At 63.0% G+C, this 16,119-nt stretch carries 15 protein-coding genes; 2 read left to right on the top strand and 13 right to left on the bottom strand.

Features of this window, described 5'->3' with window-relative positions; all coding sequences use genetic code 11:
* The first annotated feature begins 12 nt into the window (after positions 1-12).
* On the top strand, positions 13-435 hold the full coding sequence (locus IEC33019_RS11835; protein WP_081337431.1) for a head completion/stabilization protein: 423 nt from the start codon (positions 13-15) through the stop codon (positions 433-435).
* Here IEC33019_RS11835 and IEC33019_RS11830 read toward each other — a convergent pair.
* Positions 387-785, bottom strand: a complete 399-nt coding sequence (locus IEC33019_RS11830) for a helix-turn-helix domain-containing protein (RefSeq protein WP_070091884.1) — start codon at positions 783-785, stop codon at positions 387-389. The two genes, IEC33019_RS11835 and IEC33019_RS11830, sit on opposite strands and share 49 nt — an antisense overlap.
* A gap of 422 nt (positions 786-1,207) precedes the next feature.
* Between IEC33019_RS11830 and IEC33019_RS11825 the strand changes: the two genes are divergently transcribed.
* Positions 1,208-1,498 carry an ogr/Delta-like zinc finger family protein gene (locus tag IEC33019_RS11825; RefSeq protein ID WP_070091883.1) on the top strand — a complete coding sequence of 97 codons (291 nt, stop codon included), beginning with the start codon at positions 1,208-1,210 and terminating at the stop codon, positions 1,496-1,498.
* Between the two features lie 72 nt (positions 1,499-1,570).
* Here IEC33019_RS11825 and nuoN read toward each other — a convergent pair whose 3' ends face one another.
* From nuoN to IEC33019_RS11765, 12 genes are all read right to left on the bottom strand, one after another.
* Entirely contained in the window at positions 1,571-3,040 is a 1,470-nt protein-coding gene (gene nuoN / locus IEC33019_RS11820; RefSeq protein ID WP_070091882.1) for an NADH-quinone oxidoreductase subunit NuoN, read from the bottom strand.
* A 7-nt stretch (positions 3,041-3,047) separates the two neighbouring features.
* The gene (gene nuoM, locus IEC33019_RS11815) at positions 3,048-4,580 is read right to left on the bottom strand and encodes an NADH-quinone oxidoreductase subunit M (RefSeq protein WP_070091881.1); all 1,533 of its coding nucleotides are present in this window, start codon (positions 4,578-4,580) and stop codon (positions 3,048-3,050) included.
* A gap of 40 nt (positions 4,581-4,620) precedes the next feature.
* A complete protein-coding gene (gene nuoL / locus IEC33019_RS11810) occupies positions 4,621-6,474 on the bottom strand; it encodes an NADH-quinone oxidoreductase subunit L (RefSeq protein ID WP_070091880.1) in 1,854 nt (617 codons plus the stop codon).
* Positions 6,471-6,779 carry an NADH-quinone oxidoreductase subunit NuoK gene (gene nuoK, locus IEC33019_RS11805; RefSeq protein ID WP_023631349.1) on the bottom strand — a complete coding sequence of 103 codons (309 nt, stop codon included), beginning with the start codon at positions 6,777-6,779 and terminating at the stop codon, positions 6,471-6,473. The genes nuoL and nuoK overlap by 4 nt, the downstream gene beginning before the upstream one ends.
* 3 nt (positions 6,780-6,782) lie before the next feature.
* Positions 6,783-7,283, bottom strand: a complete 501-nt coding sequence (gene nuoJ, locus IEC33019_RS11800) for an NADH-quinone oxidoreductase subunit J (RefSeq protein WP_043209139.1) — start codon at positions 7,281-7,283, stop codon at positions 6,783-6,785.
* 10 nt (positions 7,284-7,293) lie between these two features.
* Positions 7,294-7,842: an NADH-quinone oxidoreductase subunit NuoI gene (nuoI, locus tag IEC33019_RS11795; protein WP_043209143.1), complete on the bottom strand. Its 549-nt coding sequence runs from the start codon at positions 7,840-7,842 to the stop codon at positions 7,294-7,296.
* Between the two features lie 11 nt (positions 7,843-7,853).
* A complete protein-coding gene (nuoH, locus tag IEC33019_RS11790) occupies positions 7,854-8,861 on the bottom strand; it encodes an NADH-quinone oxidoreductase subunit NuoH (protein ID WP_070091879.1) in 1,008 nt (335 codons plus the stop codon).
* Positions 8,858-11,572: an NADH-quinone oxidoreductase subunit NuoG gene (nuoG, locus tag IEC33019_RS11785; RefSeq protein ID WP_099593570.1), complete on the bottom strand. Its 2,715-nt coding sequence runs from the start codon at positions 11,570-11,572 to the stop codon at positions 8,858-8,860. The genes nuoH and nuoG overlap by 4 nt, the downstream gene beginning before the upstream one ends.
* Before the next feature lie 132 nt (positions 11,573-11,704).
* Positions 11,705-13,084, bottom strand: coding sequence for an NADH-quinone oxidoreductase subunit NuoF (gene nuoF, locus IEC33019_RS11780; protein WP_070091877.1), 1,380 nt, complete (start codon positions 13,082-13,084; stop codon positions 11,705-11,707).
* Positions 13,081-13,578, bottom strand: coding sequence for an NADH-quinone oxidoreductase subunit NuoE (gene nuoE, locus IEC33019_RS11775; protein WP_070091876.1), 498 nt, complete (start codon positions 13,576-13,578; stop codon positions 13,081-13,083). Before nuoE ends, nuoF begins: the two co-directional genes overlap by 4 nt.
* Before the next feature lie 2 nt (positions 13,579-13,580).
* Positions 13,581-15,362, bottom strand: coding sequence for an NADH-quinone oxidoreductase subunit C/D (gene nuoC / locus IEC33019_RS11770; RefSeq protein ID WP_070091875.1), 1,782 nt, complete (start codon positions 15,360-15,362; stop codon positions 13,581-13,583).
* Between the two features lie 79 nt (positions 15,363-15,441).
* The gene (locus IEC33019_RS11765; protein ID WP_043209157.1) at positions 15,442-16,119 is read right to left on the bottom strand and encodes a NuoB/complex I 20 kDa subunit family protein; all 678 of its coding nucleotides are present in this window, start codon (positions 16,117-16,119) and stop codon (positions 15,442-15,444) included.

Genomic DNA, 16,119 nt, shown 5'->3' with positions numbered 1-16,119 from the left:
GGGGATCGATCTGTGAATCGAGATTCGAGAGCCTCACCTGATCGCCCGCATAACCGTTATCTGGTCTATCACGACCCGTTCTGGCCACGTATAGAACTGGGGCGATTGCGTGAGTGCCTGGGGCTGTCATCGGGTATCAGCGATACGCAACTGGAGGTGGCCGCCAGGGCCTCGATGGAGCTTGCGGCGCGAGAGTTCGCCGATTGGCGCCGCTGCCTGCGCGCGCATGGCTATCGACGGTTGAGCGATATCGATGGTCATGAGCAGGGGCGGGCACTTTCGATTTGCTATATGCGCCTGGTGGAGGCCCAGACCCGCTGGAGCCTGGCTCAACAGGTCAGGGAAACGACGGTGAGTGGTGTCGGCCGCGAAGCGCGGAAGGGTCATTACTTGGCAGGGCTATGGGTCAATTCTTCGAGGCGGCGCTCCAACTGAGAAATGCGCAACTTGTCCTGAACGCTTGCGCGGATGGCTTGCAGATCGAGCGCCGACAGCGCCCGCAACTGCCCGAGCAAATCTGCCTCCCAAGCCTGTTGATGGTCTTGAGAGAGGGGCGCAGAAGGTGTTCGATTCTGTTGCCCGTCGCCAAGGAGCAGCCAATCGAGGGACAGCCCTTGCTCCTGCGCAAACTCCATGCACAACGCGTACGGAATGCTCTCGCGTATCTTCCAGCTGCTCAAGGTTTGCGGGCTTATCCCCAATGCTTTGGAAAGTTCGGCATCGGTTGTGGCACCAGTGAGGTACTTCATTCGATGCAATATCGCGGAGAGGGAGGGTGTACTCATTTTGAATACCAAAAAAGAAGCTTGTATGAGTTTTGTAGGCAAAAATATGCGATAAGAATATATTGAGGGCATCCCACTCAGCAGCAACGGTATAAATGATGATCGCAGCGAAAATACCTACATTTGCTCAGCTCTATACGCACAACAACAATCAATCAAGATTATGGACAAATCTCAGGCAAAAGATAGTCAGGCAGGACGCTTGGTTCGGCTATCGCAACACGCAGAAAGTACTCAATAGGAGTAAACATTTCTGTAAGCCCATGAGCCGTACTCATCTGGATGGATGGGTGAAGCTCCACTCAGCGTCGGATGGTAAGTGATATGAATCAATCAAGAAGTCTTATATCTGCGGGGACGGACACTGACCGCGATCGTCACAGTGTCCCATATGCGTCGCAGGTACCCGATAGGAGGTGCTTGTGAGCAGCTACAAATTGGTCTGCCCTCATTGCACCGGCAAGATGCGAATTCGCACCAGTGAAGGGCGTCATATCTTCCTTCGGATCGCCTACCTGCAATGCGTCAACGAAGCTTGCGGTTGGTCGGTACGTGCCCAGTTCGAGATGACCCATGAACTCTCCCCCAGCGGGATGCCGAATCCAGACGTCCACTTGCCAAGTGCCTTTGGCGAACTGCGGCGTGCGGCGCACAACCCGGGCCGTTCACGAAAGCCGGCGCGCACTGGCAAAAGCGCACCCGGCGCAGCATGAATCCATCGCGCCAAGCCTGGGCACAAAACAAAACACCCCGCATGAGCGGGGTGTTTTGTTTTTGCGGGCTGATCAGCCGATCAGTTGCAGGCCAGCTTGCTGGACCAGTTCCAGCAGAGGCTGCGGGTACACGCCCAGGACGAAGGCGAGGATCGCGATGGCCAGCAGCATGACGCCGCCAGTGCGCTGTTCCCACTTCAGCGGGGCGTCGTGACGACGCAGGTTAGGCTCGACCAGATACAGGGTGACCATGACACGCAGGTAGTAGTAAACGCCGATGGCACTACCGATCACCAGCGCACCGACCAGCCACCACAGGTGCGACTCGACGCCGGTGGCGATGATGTAGAACTTGCCGATGAAGCCTGCGGTCAGCGGGATACCAGCCAGCGACAGCATCATCACGGTCAGTACCGCAGTCAGGTATGGACGGCGCCAGAACAGGCCGCGGTACTCGTACAGGGCATCGGCGTCACGACCGGCATAAGGCGAGGACATCAGGGTGATCACACCGAAGGCGCCCAGGCTGGTGATCACGTAGGTCACCAGGTACACGCCCATGGCTTCCAGAGCCAGGCCCTTGCTGGCGACCAAGGCGATGACCAGGTAGCCGAAGTGGGCGATGGACGAGTAACCGAGCAGACGCTTGAGGTTGCTCTGGGTCAGCGCCAGCAGGTTGCCGATCAGGATCGAGGCGACGGCGATCACGGCCAGTACGGTGCTCAGCACGCCGCTGCTGGCGGCAGGGGAGAGCATGAACAGGCGTACGACCACGGCGAACACCGCGACCTTGCTGGCGGTGGCCAGGAAGGCGGCGACCGGGGCTGGAGCGCCTTCGTACACGTCCGGGGTCCACAGGTGGAACGGTACCAGCGACAGCTTGAAGGCCAGGCCTACCAGCATCATGCCCAGGCCCAGCTGGGCCAGCAGGCTTGGCATGCTGGTGGTGGCCAGCACCTTGCCGATCTGGTCGAAGGTCAGGCTGCCGGCGTCGGCGTACAGTAGGGCCATGCCGAACAGCAGGAAGGCCGAACCTGCAGCCGAAAGCACCATGTACTTGATGCCGGCTTCCAGCGAACGCTTGTTGAAGAACGCGTACGCTACCAGGCCGTAGACCGGTACCGACAGCAGTTCCAGGCCAATGAACAGGCCTGCCAGGTGGTTGGCGCTGACCAGCACCAGACCGCCCAGGGCGGACATCAGCAGTAGCAAGTACAGTTCTTCACGGTTGCCCGGGTAACCCTTGGACCCTTCGCCCAAGTAGGCATGGGCGAGGGTGACGCAGGCCAGCGTCGCCACCAGGATGATCGCCATGTACAGGCAGGCGAACTTGTCGATGGTCACCAGCGAGGTGACCGCCAGCGGCGCGACCTTCAGCGCCGGCAGGATCGACAGCAGGGCCAGGTTCAGGCCCACGGTGGACAGCAGGAAGGTCTGCGAGTGATTGCGCTTCCAGGCGATCGCGAGCATCACCACCACCGTGGTGACGGTGGTGATGAGCATCGGCGCCAATGCGATGAAGTGTTGAGTGGTGAATTCCATAGCGCTCTTACCGGGCCGAAGCGAGTTGAGTGAAAGCGGAACCGATCCACTGCTGCACACCGCTCATGGTGGCGGCAGAGGTGTCCAGGAACGGTTGCGGGTACACGCCGAGCAGGATCAGCAGGCCGGCCAGGCCCAGGACCATGATCAGTTCGCGACCGTCCATGCCGGCCAGCACGGTGTCGGACTTGGCCGGACCGAAGTAGGCACGGTGGATCATGATCAGCGAGTAGACCGAGCCGAAGACCAGGCCAGTGGTGGCGATCACGGTGATCCATGGAACATGGACGAAGCTGCCGATCAGGATCAGGAACTCGCCGACGAAGTTGCCGGTACCTGGCAGCCCCAGGGAGGCGGCGGCGAAGAACAGGCTGATGGCTGGCAGGTAGGCGATGCGGTGCCACAGGCCGCCCATCTCACGCATGTCACGGGTGTGCATGCGCTCGTAAAGCTGGCCAGCCAGGATGAACAGCGCCGCAGCCGACAGGCCGTGGGCCAGCATCTGGATCACCGCGCCCTGCAGGGCTTGCTGGCTACCGGAGTAGATGCCGATCAGCACGAAGCCCATGTGCGAGACGCTGGAGAAGGCTACCAGGCGCTTGATGTCGGTCTGTGCGAAGGCCAGGAAGGCGCCGTAGAAGATACCGATCAGGCCCAGGGTCATGGCGATAGGCGCAAACTCGGCCGAGGCGTTCGGGAACAGCGGCAGGGCGAAACGCAGCAGGCCATAGGCCGCAGTCTTCAGCAAGATACCGGCCAGGTCCACGGAACCTGCAGTTGGCGCCTGGGCGTGAGCATCAGGCAGCCAGGAGTGGAACGGCACCACCGGCAGCTTCACCGCGAAGGCAATGAAGAAGCCCAGCATCAGCAAGTACTCGGTGCCGGCTGGCAGCTCGGCCTTGAGCAGGTCGCTGTAGTTGAAGGTGATGACTCCGGTGCTGTTGTAGTTCACCAGTACCAGGCCCAGGATCGCCACCAGCATGATCAGGCCGCTGGCCTGGGTGAAGATGAAGAACTTGGTGGCGGCGTAGATCCGGGTCTTCTTGCCATCGGAGGAGCTGTGACCCCAGAGCGCGATGAGGAAGTACATCGGCACCAGCATCATTTCCCAGAAGAAGAAGAACAGGAACAGGTCCAGCGCCAGGAACACACCGACCACGCCGCCCAGGATCCACATCAGGTTGAGGTGGAAGAAGCCGACGTGGCGCTGGATTTCTTTCCAGGAGCACAGGACCGAAAGCACACCCAGCAGGCCGGTGAGCAGGATCATCAGCAGCGACAGGCCGTCGAGGGCCAGATGGATGCTGATGCCGAAGCGCTTGATCCACTCGACTTTGTATTCGAGGGTCCAGGCAGGTTCCGCGCCCGGGGCAGGGGCCAGGGTATAGTCGCCGTTAGCCCACAGCCACAGGCCGATGCCGAGCAGCAGGGACATGGTCAGCAGCGCGATCCAGCGGGGTAGGGTGGCGCCGAAGCGCTCACCCAGCCAGCACAGGAGGCCGCCGATGAAGGGGATCAGGATCAGCCAAGGCAGAATCATGACGGGTTCGTTTCCTTTCGCAAAGTCGCAAGGTTCATAGTCATACCGCGGCCACTACCACGGCGCCGAGTACCAGAACGGCACCCACGGCGATCGAGGCGGTGTACCAGCGCAGCTGGCCGGTTTCGGTCTTGCTCATGGCGACGTGACCGCCGCGAGCCATCCGAGGAATCAGGCCGATGCTGCGGTCAACCGGATCCTTGCGCAGGATGTGGCTGATCAGCAGATAAGGTTTGACGAACAGCTTGTCGTAGATCCAGTCGAAGCCCCAGGCGGCGAACCACCAGGCCGACAGGACACGACCGATGCCGCTGTTGGCGATTGCACTGACCAGGGTGCGTTTACCCAGGAACAGCACCGCTGCCAGCAGGATACCGGCGATGGCGATGGCGCCCGAGACGATTTCCAGCGAGTGCTGGGCTTCGCCGCCGGCGTGGCCGACGCTTTGTGGCAGTACACCCGCCAGAGGCGGGTGGATCCAGGCGCCGACGAAGGTCGACAGCACGATCAGCACGCCCAGTGGCAGCCAGTGGGAAATGCCGTGGCCGGCGTGGGCTTCGGTCTTCGCTTCGCCGTGGAAGGCGATGAAGATCAGGCGGAAGGTGTACAGCGAGGTCATGAATGCACCGACCAGGCCCGCATACAGCAGGCCGGTGTGGCCGCTGGCGAAGGCTTCCCAGAGGATCTCGTCCTTGGAATAGAAGCCGGCGGTCAGGATCGGCAAGGCGGCGAGGGCGGCACCACCGACCACGAAACTGGCGTAGGCCAGCGGCAGCTTCTTCCACAGGCCGCCCATCTTGAAGATGTTCTGCTCGTGGTGGCAGGCAACGATCACCGCACCAGAGGCAAGGAACAGCAGGGCCTTGAAGAAGGCGTGGGTCATCAGGTGGAAGATTGCGCCTTCCCAGGCGCCGACGCCCAAGGCCAAGAACATGTAGCCGATCTGGCTCATGGTCGAATAGGCGAGGATACGCTTGATGTCGGTCTGGACCAGCGCGGCGAAGCCGGCCAGGACCAGGGTCACGCCACCGACGATACCCACCAGGTGCAGGATGTCCGGCGCCAGCAGGAACAGGCCGTGGGTACGGGCGATCAAGTACACGCCCGCGGTCACCATGGTTGCGGCGTGGATCAGCGCGGAGACCGGAGTCGGGCCGGCCATCGCGTCGGCAAGCCAGGTCTGCAGCGGCAGCTGGGCCGATTTACCGACGGCACCGCCGAGCAGCATCAGGGTCGCCAGCACCATCCAGGTATCACCTGCCTGGAACTTCTGCGGTGCCAGCACCAGCAGTTCCTGGACGTTCAGGGTACCCAGCTGGGCGAACAGGATGAACAGGCCGATGGCCATGAACACGTCGCCGATACGGGTGACGATGAAGGCCTTCAGTGCGGCGTTACCGTTGTTGCGGTTGCTGTAGTAGAAACCGATCAACAGGTACGAGCACAGGCCCACGCCTTCCCAGCCGAAGTAGATGAACAGCAGGTTGTCGCCCAGCACCAGGAACAGCATGCTGGCGATGAACAGGTTGGTGTACGAGAAGAAGCGCGAGTAACCGGCTTCGCCACGCATGTACCAGGACGCGAACAGGTGGATCAGGAAGCCCACGCCGGTGACCACGCCGAGCATGGTGATCGACAGGCCATCCACGTACAGGGTGAAGTTCGGCGCGAAGCCGTCCACCGACATCCACTGCCACAGCAGCTGGCTGTACGCACCACCTTCAGGCGGTGCGACATTGAATTGCCAGATCACGTAGGCGGCCACGGCGGCCGAAAGGCCGACGGAGCCGACGCCGATCAGCGCGGACAGGTTCTCCGAGAACCGCCCGCGCGAGAACGACAGCAGTAGGAAGCCGATCAGGGGGAAGACGAAAGTCAGGAAGATAAGGTTCATCCGCGCATCTCACTGGCAGCATCGATGTCGAGAGTGTGGAAGCGGCGATACAGCTGCAGCAGGATCGCCAGGCCAATGCTGGCCTCGGCGGCTGCCAGGCTGATCACCAGAATGAACATCACCTGACCGTCGGGTTGGACCCAACGGGCACCGGCGACGATGAACGCCAGGGCAGCGGCGTTCATCATGACTTCCAGGCTCATGAGCACGAAGAGGATGTTGCGGCGGACCATCAGGCCAACCAGACCTAAGCAGAACAGGATGCCGGCGACGGCCAGACCATGTTCGAGAGGGATAGCACCCATGATTTACTCCTTCGCCTCGTTGCGGCCCAGGTGGAAGGCGGTGACGGCCGCGGCCAGCAGCAGCATCGAAGCCAGTTCGACCACCAGCAGGTAAGGACCGAACAGGCTGATGCCCACGGCCTTGGCGTCCACGGTGGTACCGCTGATGGCCGCGCCGCTAGGCTCGGCGAACAGCACGTACAGCAGCTCCAGCAGCAGCAGGGCGGCCAGGAACACGGGCCCAGCCCAGATACCTGGCTTGAGCCAACCACGCTCCTGGGCGACCGAGGCCGGCCCAAGGTTGAGCATCATCACCACGAAGACGAACAGCACCATGATGGCGCCGGCATAGGCGATCACTTCCAGGGCGCCGGCGAACGGCGCACCCAGGGAGAAGAAGATCATCGCCACGGAGATCAGGGAAATGATCAGGTAGAGCAGGGCGTGCACGGGGTTGGTGCCGGTCACCACCCGAAGGGTGGAAACCACGGCGATCCCGGATGCGAAGTAGAAAGCGAATTCCATCTTTCTGTCCTTATGGGAGCAAGCTCTTCACGTTGATCGGCTCGGCTTCGTTCTGTGCAGCGCCCTTCGGCTTGCCAGCGATCGCCATACCCGCAACACGGTAGAAGTTGTAGTCAGGGTTCTTGCCGGGGCCGGAGATCAGGAGGTCTTCCTTCTCGTACACCAGGTCCTGACGCTTGAACTCGGCCATTTCGAAATCCGGAGTCAGCTGGATCGCGGTGGTCGGGCACGCTTCCTCGCACAGGCCACAGAAGATGCAGCGCGAGAAGTTGATGCGGAAGAACTCCGGATACCAGCGGCCGTCCTCGGTCTCGGCCTTCTGCAGCGAGATGCAGCCAACCGGGCAGGCCACCGCGCAGAGGTTGCACGCCACGCAGCGCTCCTCGCCATCGGGGTCACGGGTCAGGACGATGCGACCGCGGTAGCGCGGCGGCAGGTACACGGGCTCTTCAGGGTATTGCAGGGTGTCGCGCTTGCGGAACCCGTGGGAGAACACCATCACCAGGCTGCGCAGCTGGGTGCCGGTGCCTTTAACGATGTCGCCGATATATTTGAACATGGGTCAAATCCTCACTGGGCCGCGACGGCTGGCGTGTTGTAGAGCACGATCGCAGCGGTCACCAGCAAATTGATCAAGGTCAGCGGCAGGCAGAACTTCCAGCTGAAGTCCATCACCTGGTCATAACGTGGGCGCGGAATCGAAGCGCGCAGCAGGATGAACAGCATGATGAAGAATGCGGTCTTCAGGGTGAACCACAGGAACGGAACCTGTGGCAGCAAGCCGAACGGGCCGTGCCAGCCGCCGAAGAAGAGGGTCACAAGCAGCGCCGAGATCAGGATGATGCCGATGTATTCACCCACGAAGAACATGCCCCATTTCATGCCGGCATATTCAATGTGGTAACCGTCGGCCAGTTCTTGCTCCGCTTCCGGCTGGTCGAACGGGTGACGGTGAGTCACGGCGACGCCAGCGATGAAGAAGGTGCAGAAGCCAAAGAACTGCGGAATGATGAACCACAGGTTCTGGGCCTGGTAGTCGACGATGTCGCGCATGTTGAACGAACCGACCTGAACCACAACGCCCATCAGCGCAAGGCCCAGGAACACTTCGTACGACACGGTCTGGGCCGAAGCACGCAGGCTGCCGAGCAGGGCGTACTTGTTGTTCGACGACCAGCCGGCGAACAGCACCGCGTACACCGACAGACCGGCCATGGCGAAGAAGAACAGCAGGCCGATGTTCAGGTCAGCCACGCCCCAGACCGGGGTGATCGGGATGACCACGAAGGCGATCAGCAGGGCGCTCATGGCCACGACCGGTGCCAGGGTGAAGATCATGCGATCGACGAAAGGCGGGTTCCAGTCTTCCTTGAAGAACATCTTCAGCATGTCGGCGGCGATCTGGAACATGCCGAATGGGCCGACACGGTTCGGACCGTAACGGTCCTGCCACCAGCCCAGCAGGCGACGCTCGACGAAGCTGAGCAGCGCGCCGCAGACCACCACCGCCAGCAGGACCACGATGGCCCGGACGACGGTGAGGATCACATCGATCACTTCGGGGGTGAACCAGCTCATTGTGCTGCCTCCTGCAGACCTTCGACGGATGCACCGAAGATGGCTGGCGGAATGCCGGCCAGGCCTTTCGGCAACGCGACCAGGCCAGCGCCCAGCTCTTCATTGACACGCAGCGGCAGGCGCAGGGAGACACCCGCCACGTTCAGGCTCAGCAGGGCACCGTCGTTGACGCCCAGGCGGTCGGCCTCGGACTTGGCCAAGGCCACGTAGGCGGCCGGGATGCGCTCCTGCACTGGCGCGGCACGGGAAGAGGACTCTTCGCTGCCGAACAGGTGGTAGAATGGCACGGCAGTCCAGGTGCCACGGGCCGGGTTGAAGGCACCCGGAATGGCGGTGAACCAGTGCAGGCGATCGCCTTGCGACTCGATCAGGCGCACGCCTGGATCACCAGCGCGCAGGTGACCACCGACTTCGTCCTGGAATTTGTTCCAGGCCTGCGGGGAGTTCCAGCCTGGCGACCAGGCGAACGGCACCTGTTGGCGCGGTTCGGCCGAGCCCGAGTAGCCTTCCATGGAGAAGGCGAACGCGGTGTCTTTGTCTTGCGGGGTACGCGGTTCATGCACGCTGATGTTGGCGCGCATGGCGGTACGGCCGGAGTAGCGCAGGGGCTCACGGGCCAGTTTCATGCCCTTGATGCGGAACGCGGCCGAAGGCGCTGCGTTGACGATGCCGGCCAGTTGCGGGGCGGCTTCGGCGCAGGCGCTGGTGACGTGGTCCAGCTGGGTCCAGTCGACTGGCTTGTTCAGCAGGGTCGCACGCAGGGCGTGCATCCAGCGCCAGCCTTCGTGAACCAGGATGCTGCTGTCCAGGTATTGCGGGTCGAACACCTGGAAGAAGCGCTGGGCACGGCCTTCCTGGCTGACCAGGGTACCATCGCCTTCGGCGAAGGTGGCTGCCGGCAGCACCAGATGGGCGCGGTCGGTGGTCGGGGTCTTGGAGTGGTCGGCAACGATCACAACCTTGGCCGCGGCCAGGGCGGCGTCGACCTTGGCGGCCGGGACGCGGGCGTACAGGTCGTTCTCCAGCACCACGATGGCGTCGGCCTTGCCGCTGATGACGGCGTCCAGCGCGGCGTCGACGGACTCACCGCCCATCATGGCCATGCCGAGGCTGTTGGCTTCAGGCACCACCAGGCTCAGCGAGCCGTTCTTCTCACGCAGCTTCAGGGCCTTGGCGATGTTGGCGGCGGCCTCGATCAGCGCGGAGTCGGCCAGGGAGGTACCGGCGACCACCAGCGGACGCTGGGCGGCGACCAGGGCATCGGCGATGCGCTGGGCCAGTGTCTTGGCGTCGGCGTCCAGGCCTTCGACGGCCGGTGCGCTCGGGTCGATGGCGTGGGCCACGGCGAAGCCCAGGCGAGCCAGGTCTGCTGGCGCTGCGTGCACGCACTCTTCGGCGACGTCGTCGAGCTTGGTTTCAGCCAGCGAGGCGATGAACAGCGGGTACAGCGCGTGCTGGCCGATGTTCTTGACCGCAGCATCGAGCCACGGCTGTACGCGCATGGCGTCGGCCATGGCTTCGGCTTTGCCCTTGGTGGCCTGGCGTACGGCCAGGGCGACGCGGGCAGCGGTCTGGGTCAGGTCTTCGCCAAGGACGAACACGGCATCGTGGTCTTCGATGTCGCGCAGGGTCGGCACTGGCAGTGGGCTGTTGTTCAGCACCTCGAGGGCCAGGCGCACGCGTGCCAGCTCACCGGCCTCCATGCCCGAGTAGAAGTAGTCGGCGCCGACCAGCTCACGCAGGCCGTAGTTGCTTTCGAGGCTGGCGCGTGGCGAGCCGATACCGACGATGGTGCGACCGCGCAGCAGGTCCGCGGCTTTGTCCAGGGCAGCATCCAGGCCCAGCTTGGTGCCGTCGGCCAGGTGGGGCTGGCGTGGGCGGTCGCTGCGGTTGACGTAGCCATAGCCGAAGCGGCCACGGTCGCACAGGAAGTACTGGTTGACCGAACCGTTGAAGCGGTTCTCGATACGGCGCAGTTCACCGTAGCGCTCACCGGGGCTGATGTTGCAGCCGCTGGAGCAGCCGTGGCAGATGCTCGGGGCGAACTGCATGTCCCACTTGCGGTTGTAGCGCTCGGAGTGGGTCTTGTCGGTGAACACGCCGGTCGGGCAGACCTCGGTCAGGTTGCCGGAGAACTCGCTCTCCAGCACGCCGTCCTCGACGCGACCGAAGTAGACGTTGTCGTGGGCGCCGTAGACGCCCAGGTCGGTCCCGCCTGCGTAGTCCTTGTAGTAGCGCACGCAGCGGTAGCAGGCGATGCAGCGGTTCATCTCATGGGCGATGAACGGGCCAAGGTCCTGGTTCTGGTGGGTACGCTTGGTGAAACGGTAGCGGCGCTCATTGTGGCCGGTCATTACCGTCATGTCCTGCAGGTGGCAGTGACCGCCTTCCTCGCACACCGGGCAGTCGTGCGGGTGGTTGGTCATCAGCCATTCGACGACGCTGGCGCGGAACGCCTTGGATTCCTCATCGTCGATGGAGATCCAGGTGCCGTCGGAGGCAGGGGTCATGCAGGACATGACGATACGACCGCGGGTGTCGTTCTCGTCGGTGTACTGCTTGACCGCGCACTGCCGGCAGGCGCCGACGCTACCGAGCGCCGGGTGCCAGCAGAAATAGGGGATGTCGAGGCCGAGCGACAGACAGGCCTGTAACAGGTTGTCCGCACCATTGACTTCGAGCGCTTTGCCGTCTACGTGGATAGTGGCCATGGTTCAAAGTTCTTCGTTGGCCCGCGTGAGCGGGCGTGGCTAATGGAAATCGGTGAGCCTGCGGCCGGCCACGAATCGTTCGGGCCGGCCTGCAGGCTGGCGGATGGCAAGGACCATCCGCGATTCATCTTGTTATGCGCCGACCACGACCGGCCCGGTCGGGATCGGCTTGGCCAGGTTCGGGCGCAGGGCGTCGCCAGCGTCGGCTGGGGCGACACCGGCCTCGAACTCGGACCGGAAATACTTGATGGCACTGCCCAAAGGCTCGACGGCACCCGGTGCGTGAGCACAGAAGGTACGGCCTGGGCCGAGGAAGTTGACCAGCCCCAGCAGCGTCTCGATGTCCTCGGCGCGGCCTTGGCCTTTCTCCAGGGCGCGCAGCATCTTCACGCTCCATGGCAGGCCGTCACGGCACGGGGTGCACCAGCCGCACGACTCACGGGCGAAGAACTCCTCCATGTTGCGTAGCAGCGAGACCATGTTGATGCTGTCGTCGACCGCCATGGCCAGGCCTGTACCCATACGGGTGCCGACCTTGGCGATGCCACCGGCGTACATCTGAGCGTCGAGGTGCTCGGGCAGCAGGAAGCCGGTACCGGCGCCGCCAGGCTGCCAGCACTTGAGCTTGTAGCCGTCGCGCATGCCGCCGGCGTAGTCCTCGAACAGCTCGCGGGCGGTCACGCCGAAAGGCAGCTCCCACAGGCCAGGGTTCTTCACCTTGCCGGAGAAGCCCATCAGCTTGGTGCCGTGGTCTTCGCTGCCTTCGCGGGCCAGCGACTTGTACCAGTCGTTGCCGTTGGCGACGATGGCCGGGACGTTGCACAGGGTCTCGACGTTGTTCACGCAGGTCGGCTTGCCCCACACGCCAACGGCGGCAGGGAAGGGCGGCTTGGAGCGTGGGTTGGCGCGGCGGCCTTCCAGGGAGTTGATCAGTGCGGTTTCTTCACCGCAGATGTAGCGGCCGGCACCGGTGTGCACGAACAGCTCGAAGTCAAAACCGCTGCCGAGGATGTTCTTGCCCAGAAGGCCTGCGGCCTTGGCTTCCTCGATGGCGCGGTTGAGGTTCTTCGCCGCGGTGGTGTACTCGCCGCGTAGGAAGATGTAGCCACGGTAGGCCTTCAGGGCGCGGGCGCTGATCAGCATGCCCTCGACCAGCAGATGGGGCTGTTGCTCCATCAGCATGCGGTCCTTCCAGGTGTTGGGCTCCATTTCGTCCGCGTTGCACAGCAGGTAGCGGATGTTCATGGATTCGTCTTTGGGCATCAGGCCCCACTTCACGCCAGTGGGGAAGCCTGCGCCGCCACGGCCCTTGAGGCCGGAGTCCTTGACGCTCTGGACGATGTCGTCCGCGGACATCTGCGCCAGCGCCTTGCGGGCGGCGGCATAGCCGTTCTTGGCCTGGTACTCTTCGAGCCAGATCGGCTCGCCGTCGTCGCGCAGGCGCCAGGTCAGCGGGTGGGTTTCAGCCGAACGCGCAATGCGGTTGGCCGGGCCGAAGGAAGTGATGGTCATACGTAACCCTCCAGCAGTTTGGCAACGCCAGCAGGCTGCACGTCGCCAAAGGTGTCGTCGTCGATCATCAGTGCCGGGGCCTTGTCGCAGTTGCCCAGGCAGCAGACCGGCAGCAGGGTGAAGCGACCGTCCGCGGTGGTCTGGCCCAGGCCAATGCCCAGCTCGCTCTGGATCTGGCTGACCACCGACTCATGGCCACCGATGTAGCAGACCATGCTGTCGCAGACGCGAATGATGTGGCGACCGACCGGCTGGCGGAAGATCTGGCTGTAGAAGGTGGCCACGCCCTCGACGTCGCTGGCCGGGATGCCCAGTACTTCGCCGATGGCATAGATGGCGCCGTCCGGCACCCAGCCGCGTTCTTTCTGGACGATCTTCAGGGCTTCGATGGACGCCGCGCGCGGGTCCTCGTAGTGGTGCATCTCGTGCTCGATGGCCGAGCGCTCGGTTTCGCTCAGGGCGAAACGGTCGGTTTGGATAAGCGTGCTGTTCATGCTTAGCGGTCCACGTCAGCCATAACGAAGTCGATACTGCCCAGGTACGCGATGAGGTCCGCGACCATGCTGCCTTTGATCACCGATGGGATCTGCTGCAGGTGCGGGTAGCTCGGGGTACGGATCCGGGTGCGGTAGCTCATGGTGCCGCCATCGCTCGTCAGGTAGTAACTGTTGATGCCCTTGGTCGCCTCGATCATCTGGAACGACTCGTTGGCCGGCATGACCGGGCCCCACGAGACTTGCAGGAAGTGGGTGATCAGGGTCTCGATGTGCTGCAGGGTGCGCTCTTTCGGCGGCGGCGTGGTCAGCGGGTGATCCGCCTTGTACGGGCCTTCCGGCATGTTGCGCAGGCACTGGTCGATGATGCGGATACTCTGACGCATCTCCTCGACACGGACCATGCAGCGATCGTAGGCATCGCCGTTGTGGGCCAGCGGTACTTCGAACTCGAAGTTCTCGTAGCCGGAGTACGGGCGCGCTTTACGCAGGTCGAAGTCGCAACCGGTGGCACGCAGGCCGGCACCGGTGGTACCCCACGACAGCGCTTCCTGGGTGTTGTACGCGGCGACGCCGATGGTACGCCCCTTGAGGATGCTGTTCTTGAGGGCGGCTTTCTCGTATTCGTCCAGGCGCTTGGGCAGCCATTCGACGAAGTCCTTGACCAGCTTGTCCCAGCCACGCGGCAGGTCGTGCGCGACACCACCGATGCGGTACCAGGCCGGGTGCAGGCGGAAACCGGTGATCGCTTCGATCACGGTGTAGGCGCGCTGACGGTCGGTGAAGGTGAAGAACACCGGGGTCATGGCACCGACGTCCTGGATGTAGGTGCCCAGGAACAGCAGGTGGCTGGTGATCCGGAAGAACTCGGCCAGCATGACGCGGATGGTATCGACCTTCTGCGGCACCTTGATGCCGGCCAGCTTCTCGACTGCCAGTACGTACGGCAGGTTGTTCATCACCCCGCCGAGGTAATCGATACGGTCGGTGTAGGGGATGAAGCTATGCCAGGACTGGCGCTCAGCCATCTTCTCGGCACCGCGGTGGTGGTAGCCGATGTCCGGCACGCAGTCGACGATCTCTTCGCCGTCCAGCTGCAGGACGATACGGAAGGCACCGTGGGCCGAAGGGTGGTTGGGGCCCAGGTTGAGGAACATGTAGTCCTCGTTGGCGCCATGACGCTTCATGCCCCAGGCTTCGGGGTTGAAACGCGCCGATTCCTCTTCGAGCTGTTGCTTGGCCAGGTTCAGGCTGTACGGATCGAATTCGGTGGCGCGCGCCGGGAAGTCCTTGCGCAGCGGGTGGCCTTCCCAGGTCGGCGGCATCAGGATGCGCGACAGGTGCGGGTGGCCGGCGAAGTCGATGCCGAACATGTCCCAGACTTCACGCTCGTACCAGTTGGCGTTGGGCCAGATACCGGTGACCGACGGCAGGTTCAGGTCGCCTTCGCTCAAGGCCACCTTGATCATCACATCGCTGTTACGCTCGACCGACAGCAGGTGGTAGAACACGCTGAAGTCAGCAGCTGGCAGGCCACGGCGCTGGGTGCGCAGGCGTTCGTCGACGCCGTGCAGGTCGTACAGCATGCTGTACGGCTTGGCGACGTTGCGCAGGAAGGAGAGGACGTCTTTGAGTTGGGCACGGTTAACCCACAGGACCGGCATGCCGGTGCGGGTTTCCTGGGCGACGAATGCGTCAGCGCCAAAACGGTTGTGCAGTTCGACGACCACATCCTGGTCGTCAGCCTTGTAAGGCGGAATATAAATAGCGGTGTCCGCTGTCATGGTCTCGGTCGCTTTGAGTCAACGTAGAGAATGAAGCCAGGCCGCCGGCTCCTTCCGGAGCGGGCGGCATGTCGCTGGATCAGACTTCGTCGGGGCTGCGCAGGTTGGTGACCTGGATGCGCTGTTCACGACGCAGGTCTTTCTGGGCGGGCATCTCGGCACGGTAAATGCCTTGATCACCGACGACCCAGGAAAGCGGGCGTCGCTCCTGGCCGATCGACTCCTGCAGCAGCATCAGGCCCTGCAGGAAGGCTTCGGGGCGAGGCGGGCAGCCAGGCACGTAGACATCCACGGGGAGGAACTTGTCGACCCCCTGAACGACCGAGTAAATGTCGTACATACCGCCGGAGTTGGCGCATGAACCCATGGAGATCACCCACTTGGGTTCGAGCATCTGCTCGTACAGGCGCTGGATGATCGGCGCCATCTTGATGAAGCAGGTGCCGGCGACGACCATGAAGTCGGCCTGACGCGGCGAGGCCCGGATGACTTCGGCGCCGAAGCGGGCGATGTCGTGGGGCGCCGTGAAGGCCGTGGTCATTTCCACGTAGCAGCAGGACAGGCCGAAGTTATACGGCCAGAGGGAGTTCTTGCGACCCCAATTGACCGCGCCACGCAGCACATCTTCAAGCTTGCCCATGAAGATGTTCTTGTGGACCTGGTCCTCTAGCAGTTGATCGGTGACGGTTTCCCGTTCACCGACCGGGTACTGCTCGTTGGGCGCATCCGGATCGATTCTGGTGAGATTGTATTGCAT

The organism is Pseudomonas putida, assembly GCF_002741075.1.
GTDB classification, from domain to species: Bacteria; Pseudomonadota; Gammaproteobacteria; order Pseudomonadales; family Pseudomonadaceae; genus Aquipseudomonas; species Aquipseudomonas putida_T.
This window is presented reverse-complemented; position numbering and strand designations above follow the sequence as displayed.

Bases quoted from the DNA above. Each gene is read 5' to 3' on its own strand.
- IEC33019_RS11830 (WP_070091884.1), bottom strand. From the start codon at position 785: ATGAGTACACCCTCCCTCTCCGCGATATTGCATCGAATGAAGTACCTC.
- nuoN (WP_070091882.1), bottom strand. From the start codon at position 3,040: ATGGAATTCACCACTCAACACTTCATCGCATTGGCGCCGATGCTCATC.
- nuoM (WP_070091881.1), bottom strand. From the start codon at position 4,580: ATGATTCTGCCTTGGCTGATCCTGATCCCCTTCATCGGCGGCCTCCTG.
- nuoL (WP_070091880.1), bottom strand. From the start codon at position 6,474: ATGAACCTTATCTTCCTGACTTTCGTCTTCCCCCTGATCGGCTTCCTA.
- nuoK (WP_023631349.1), bottom strand. From the start codon at position 6,779: ATGGGTGCTATCCCTCTCGAACATGGTCTGGCCGTCGCCGGCATCCTG.
- nuoJ (WP_043209139.1), bottom strand. From the start codon at position 7,283: ATGGAATTCGCTTTCTACTTCGCATCCGGGATCGCCGTGGTTTCCACC.
- nuoI (WP_043209143.1), bottom strand. From the start codon at position 7,842: ATGTTCAAATATATCGGCGACATCGTTAAAGGCACCGGCACCCAGCTG.
- nuoH (WP_070091879.1), bottom strand. From the start codon at position 8,861: ATGAGCTGGTTCACCCCCGAAGTGATCGATGTGATCCTCACCGTCGTC.
- nuoG (WP_099593570.1), bottom strand. From the start codon at position 11,572: ATGGCCACTATCCACGTAGACGGCAAAGCGCTCGAAGTCAATGGTGCG.
- nuoF (WP_070091877.1), bottom strand. From the start codon at position 13,084: ATGACCATCACTTCCTTCGGCCCGGCCAACCGCATTGCGCGTTCGGCT.
- nuoE (WP_070091876.1), bottom strand. From the start codon at position 13,578: ATGAACAGCACGCTTATCCAAACCGACCGTTTCGCCCTGAGCGAAACC.
- nuoC (WP_070091875.1), bottom strand. From the start codon at position 15,362: ATGACAGCGGACACCGCTATTTATATTCCGCCTTACAAGGCTGACGAC.
- IEC33019_RS11765 (WP_043209157.1), bottom strand. From the start codon at position 16,119: ATGCAATACAATCTCACCAGAATCGATCCGGATGCGCCCAACGAGCAG.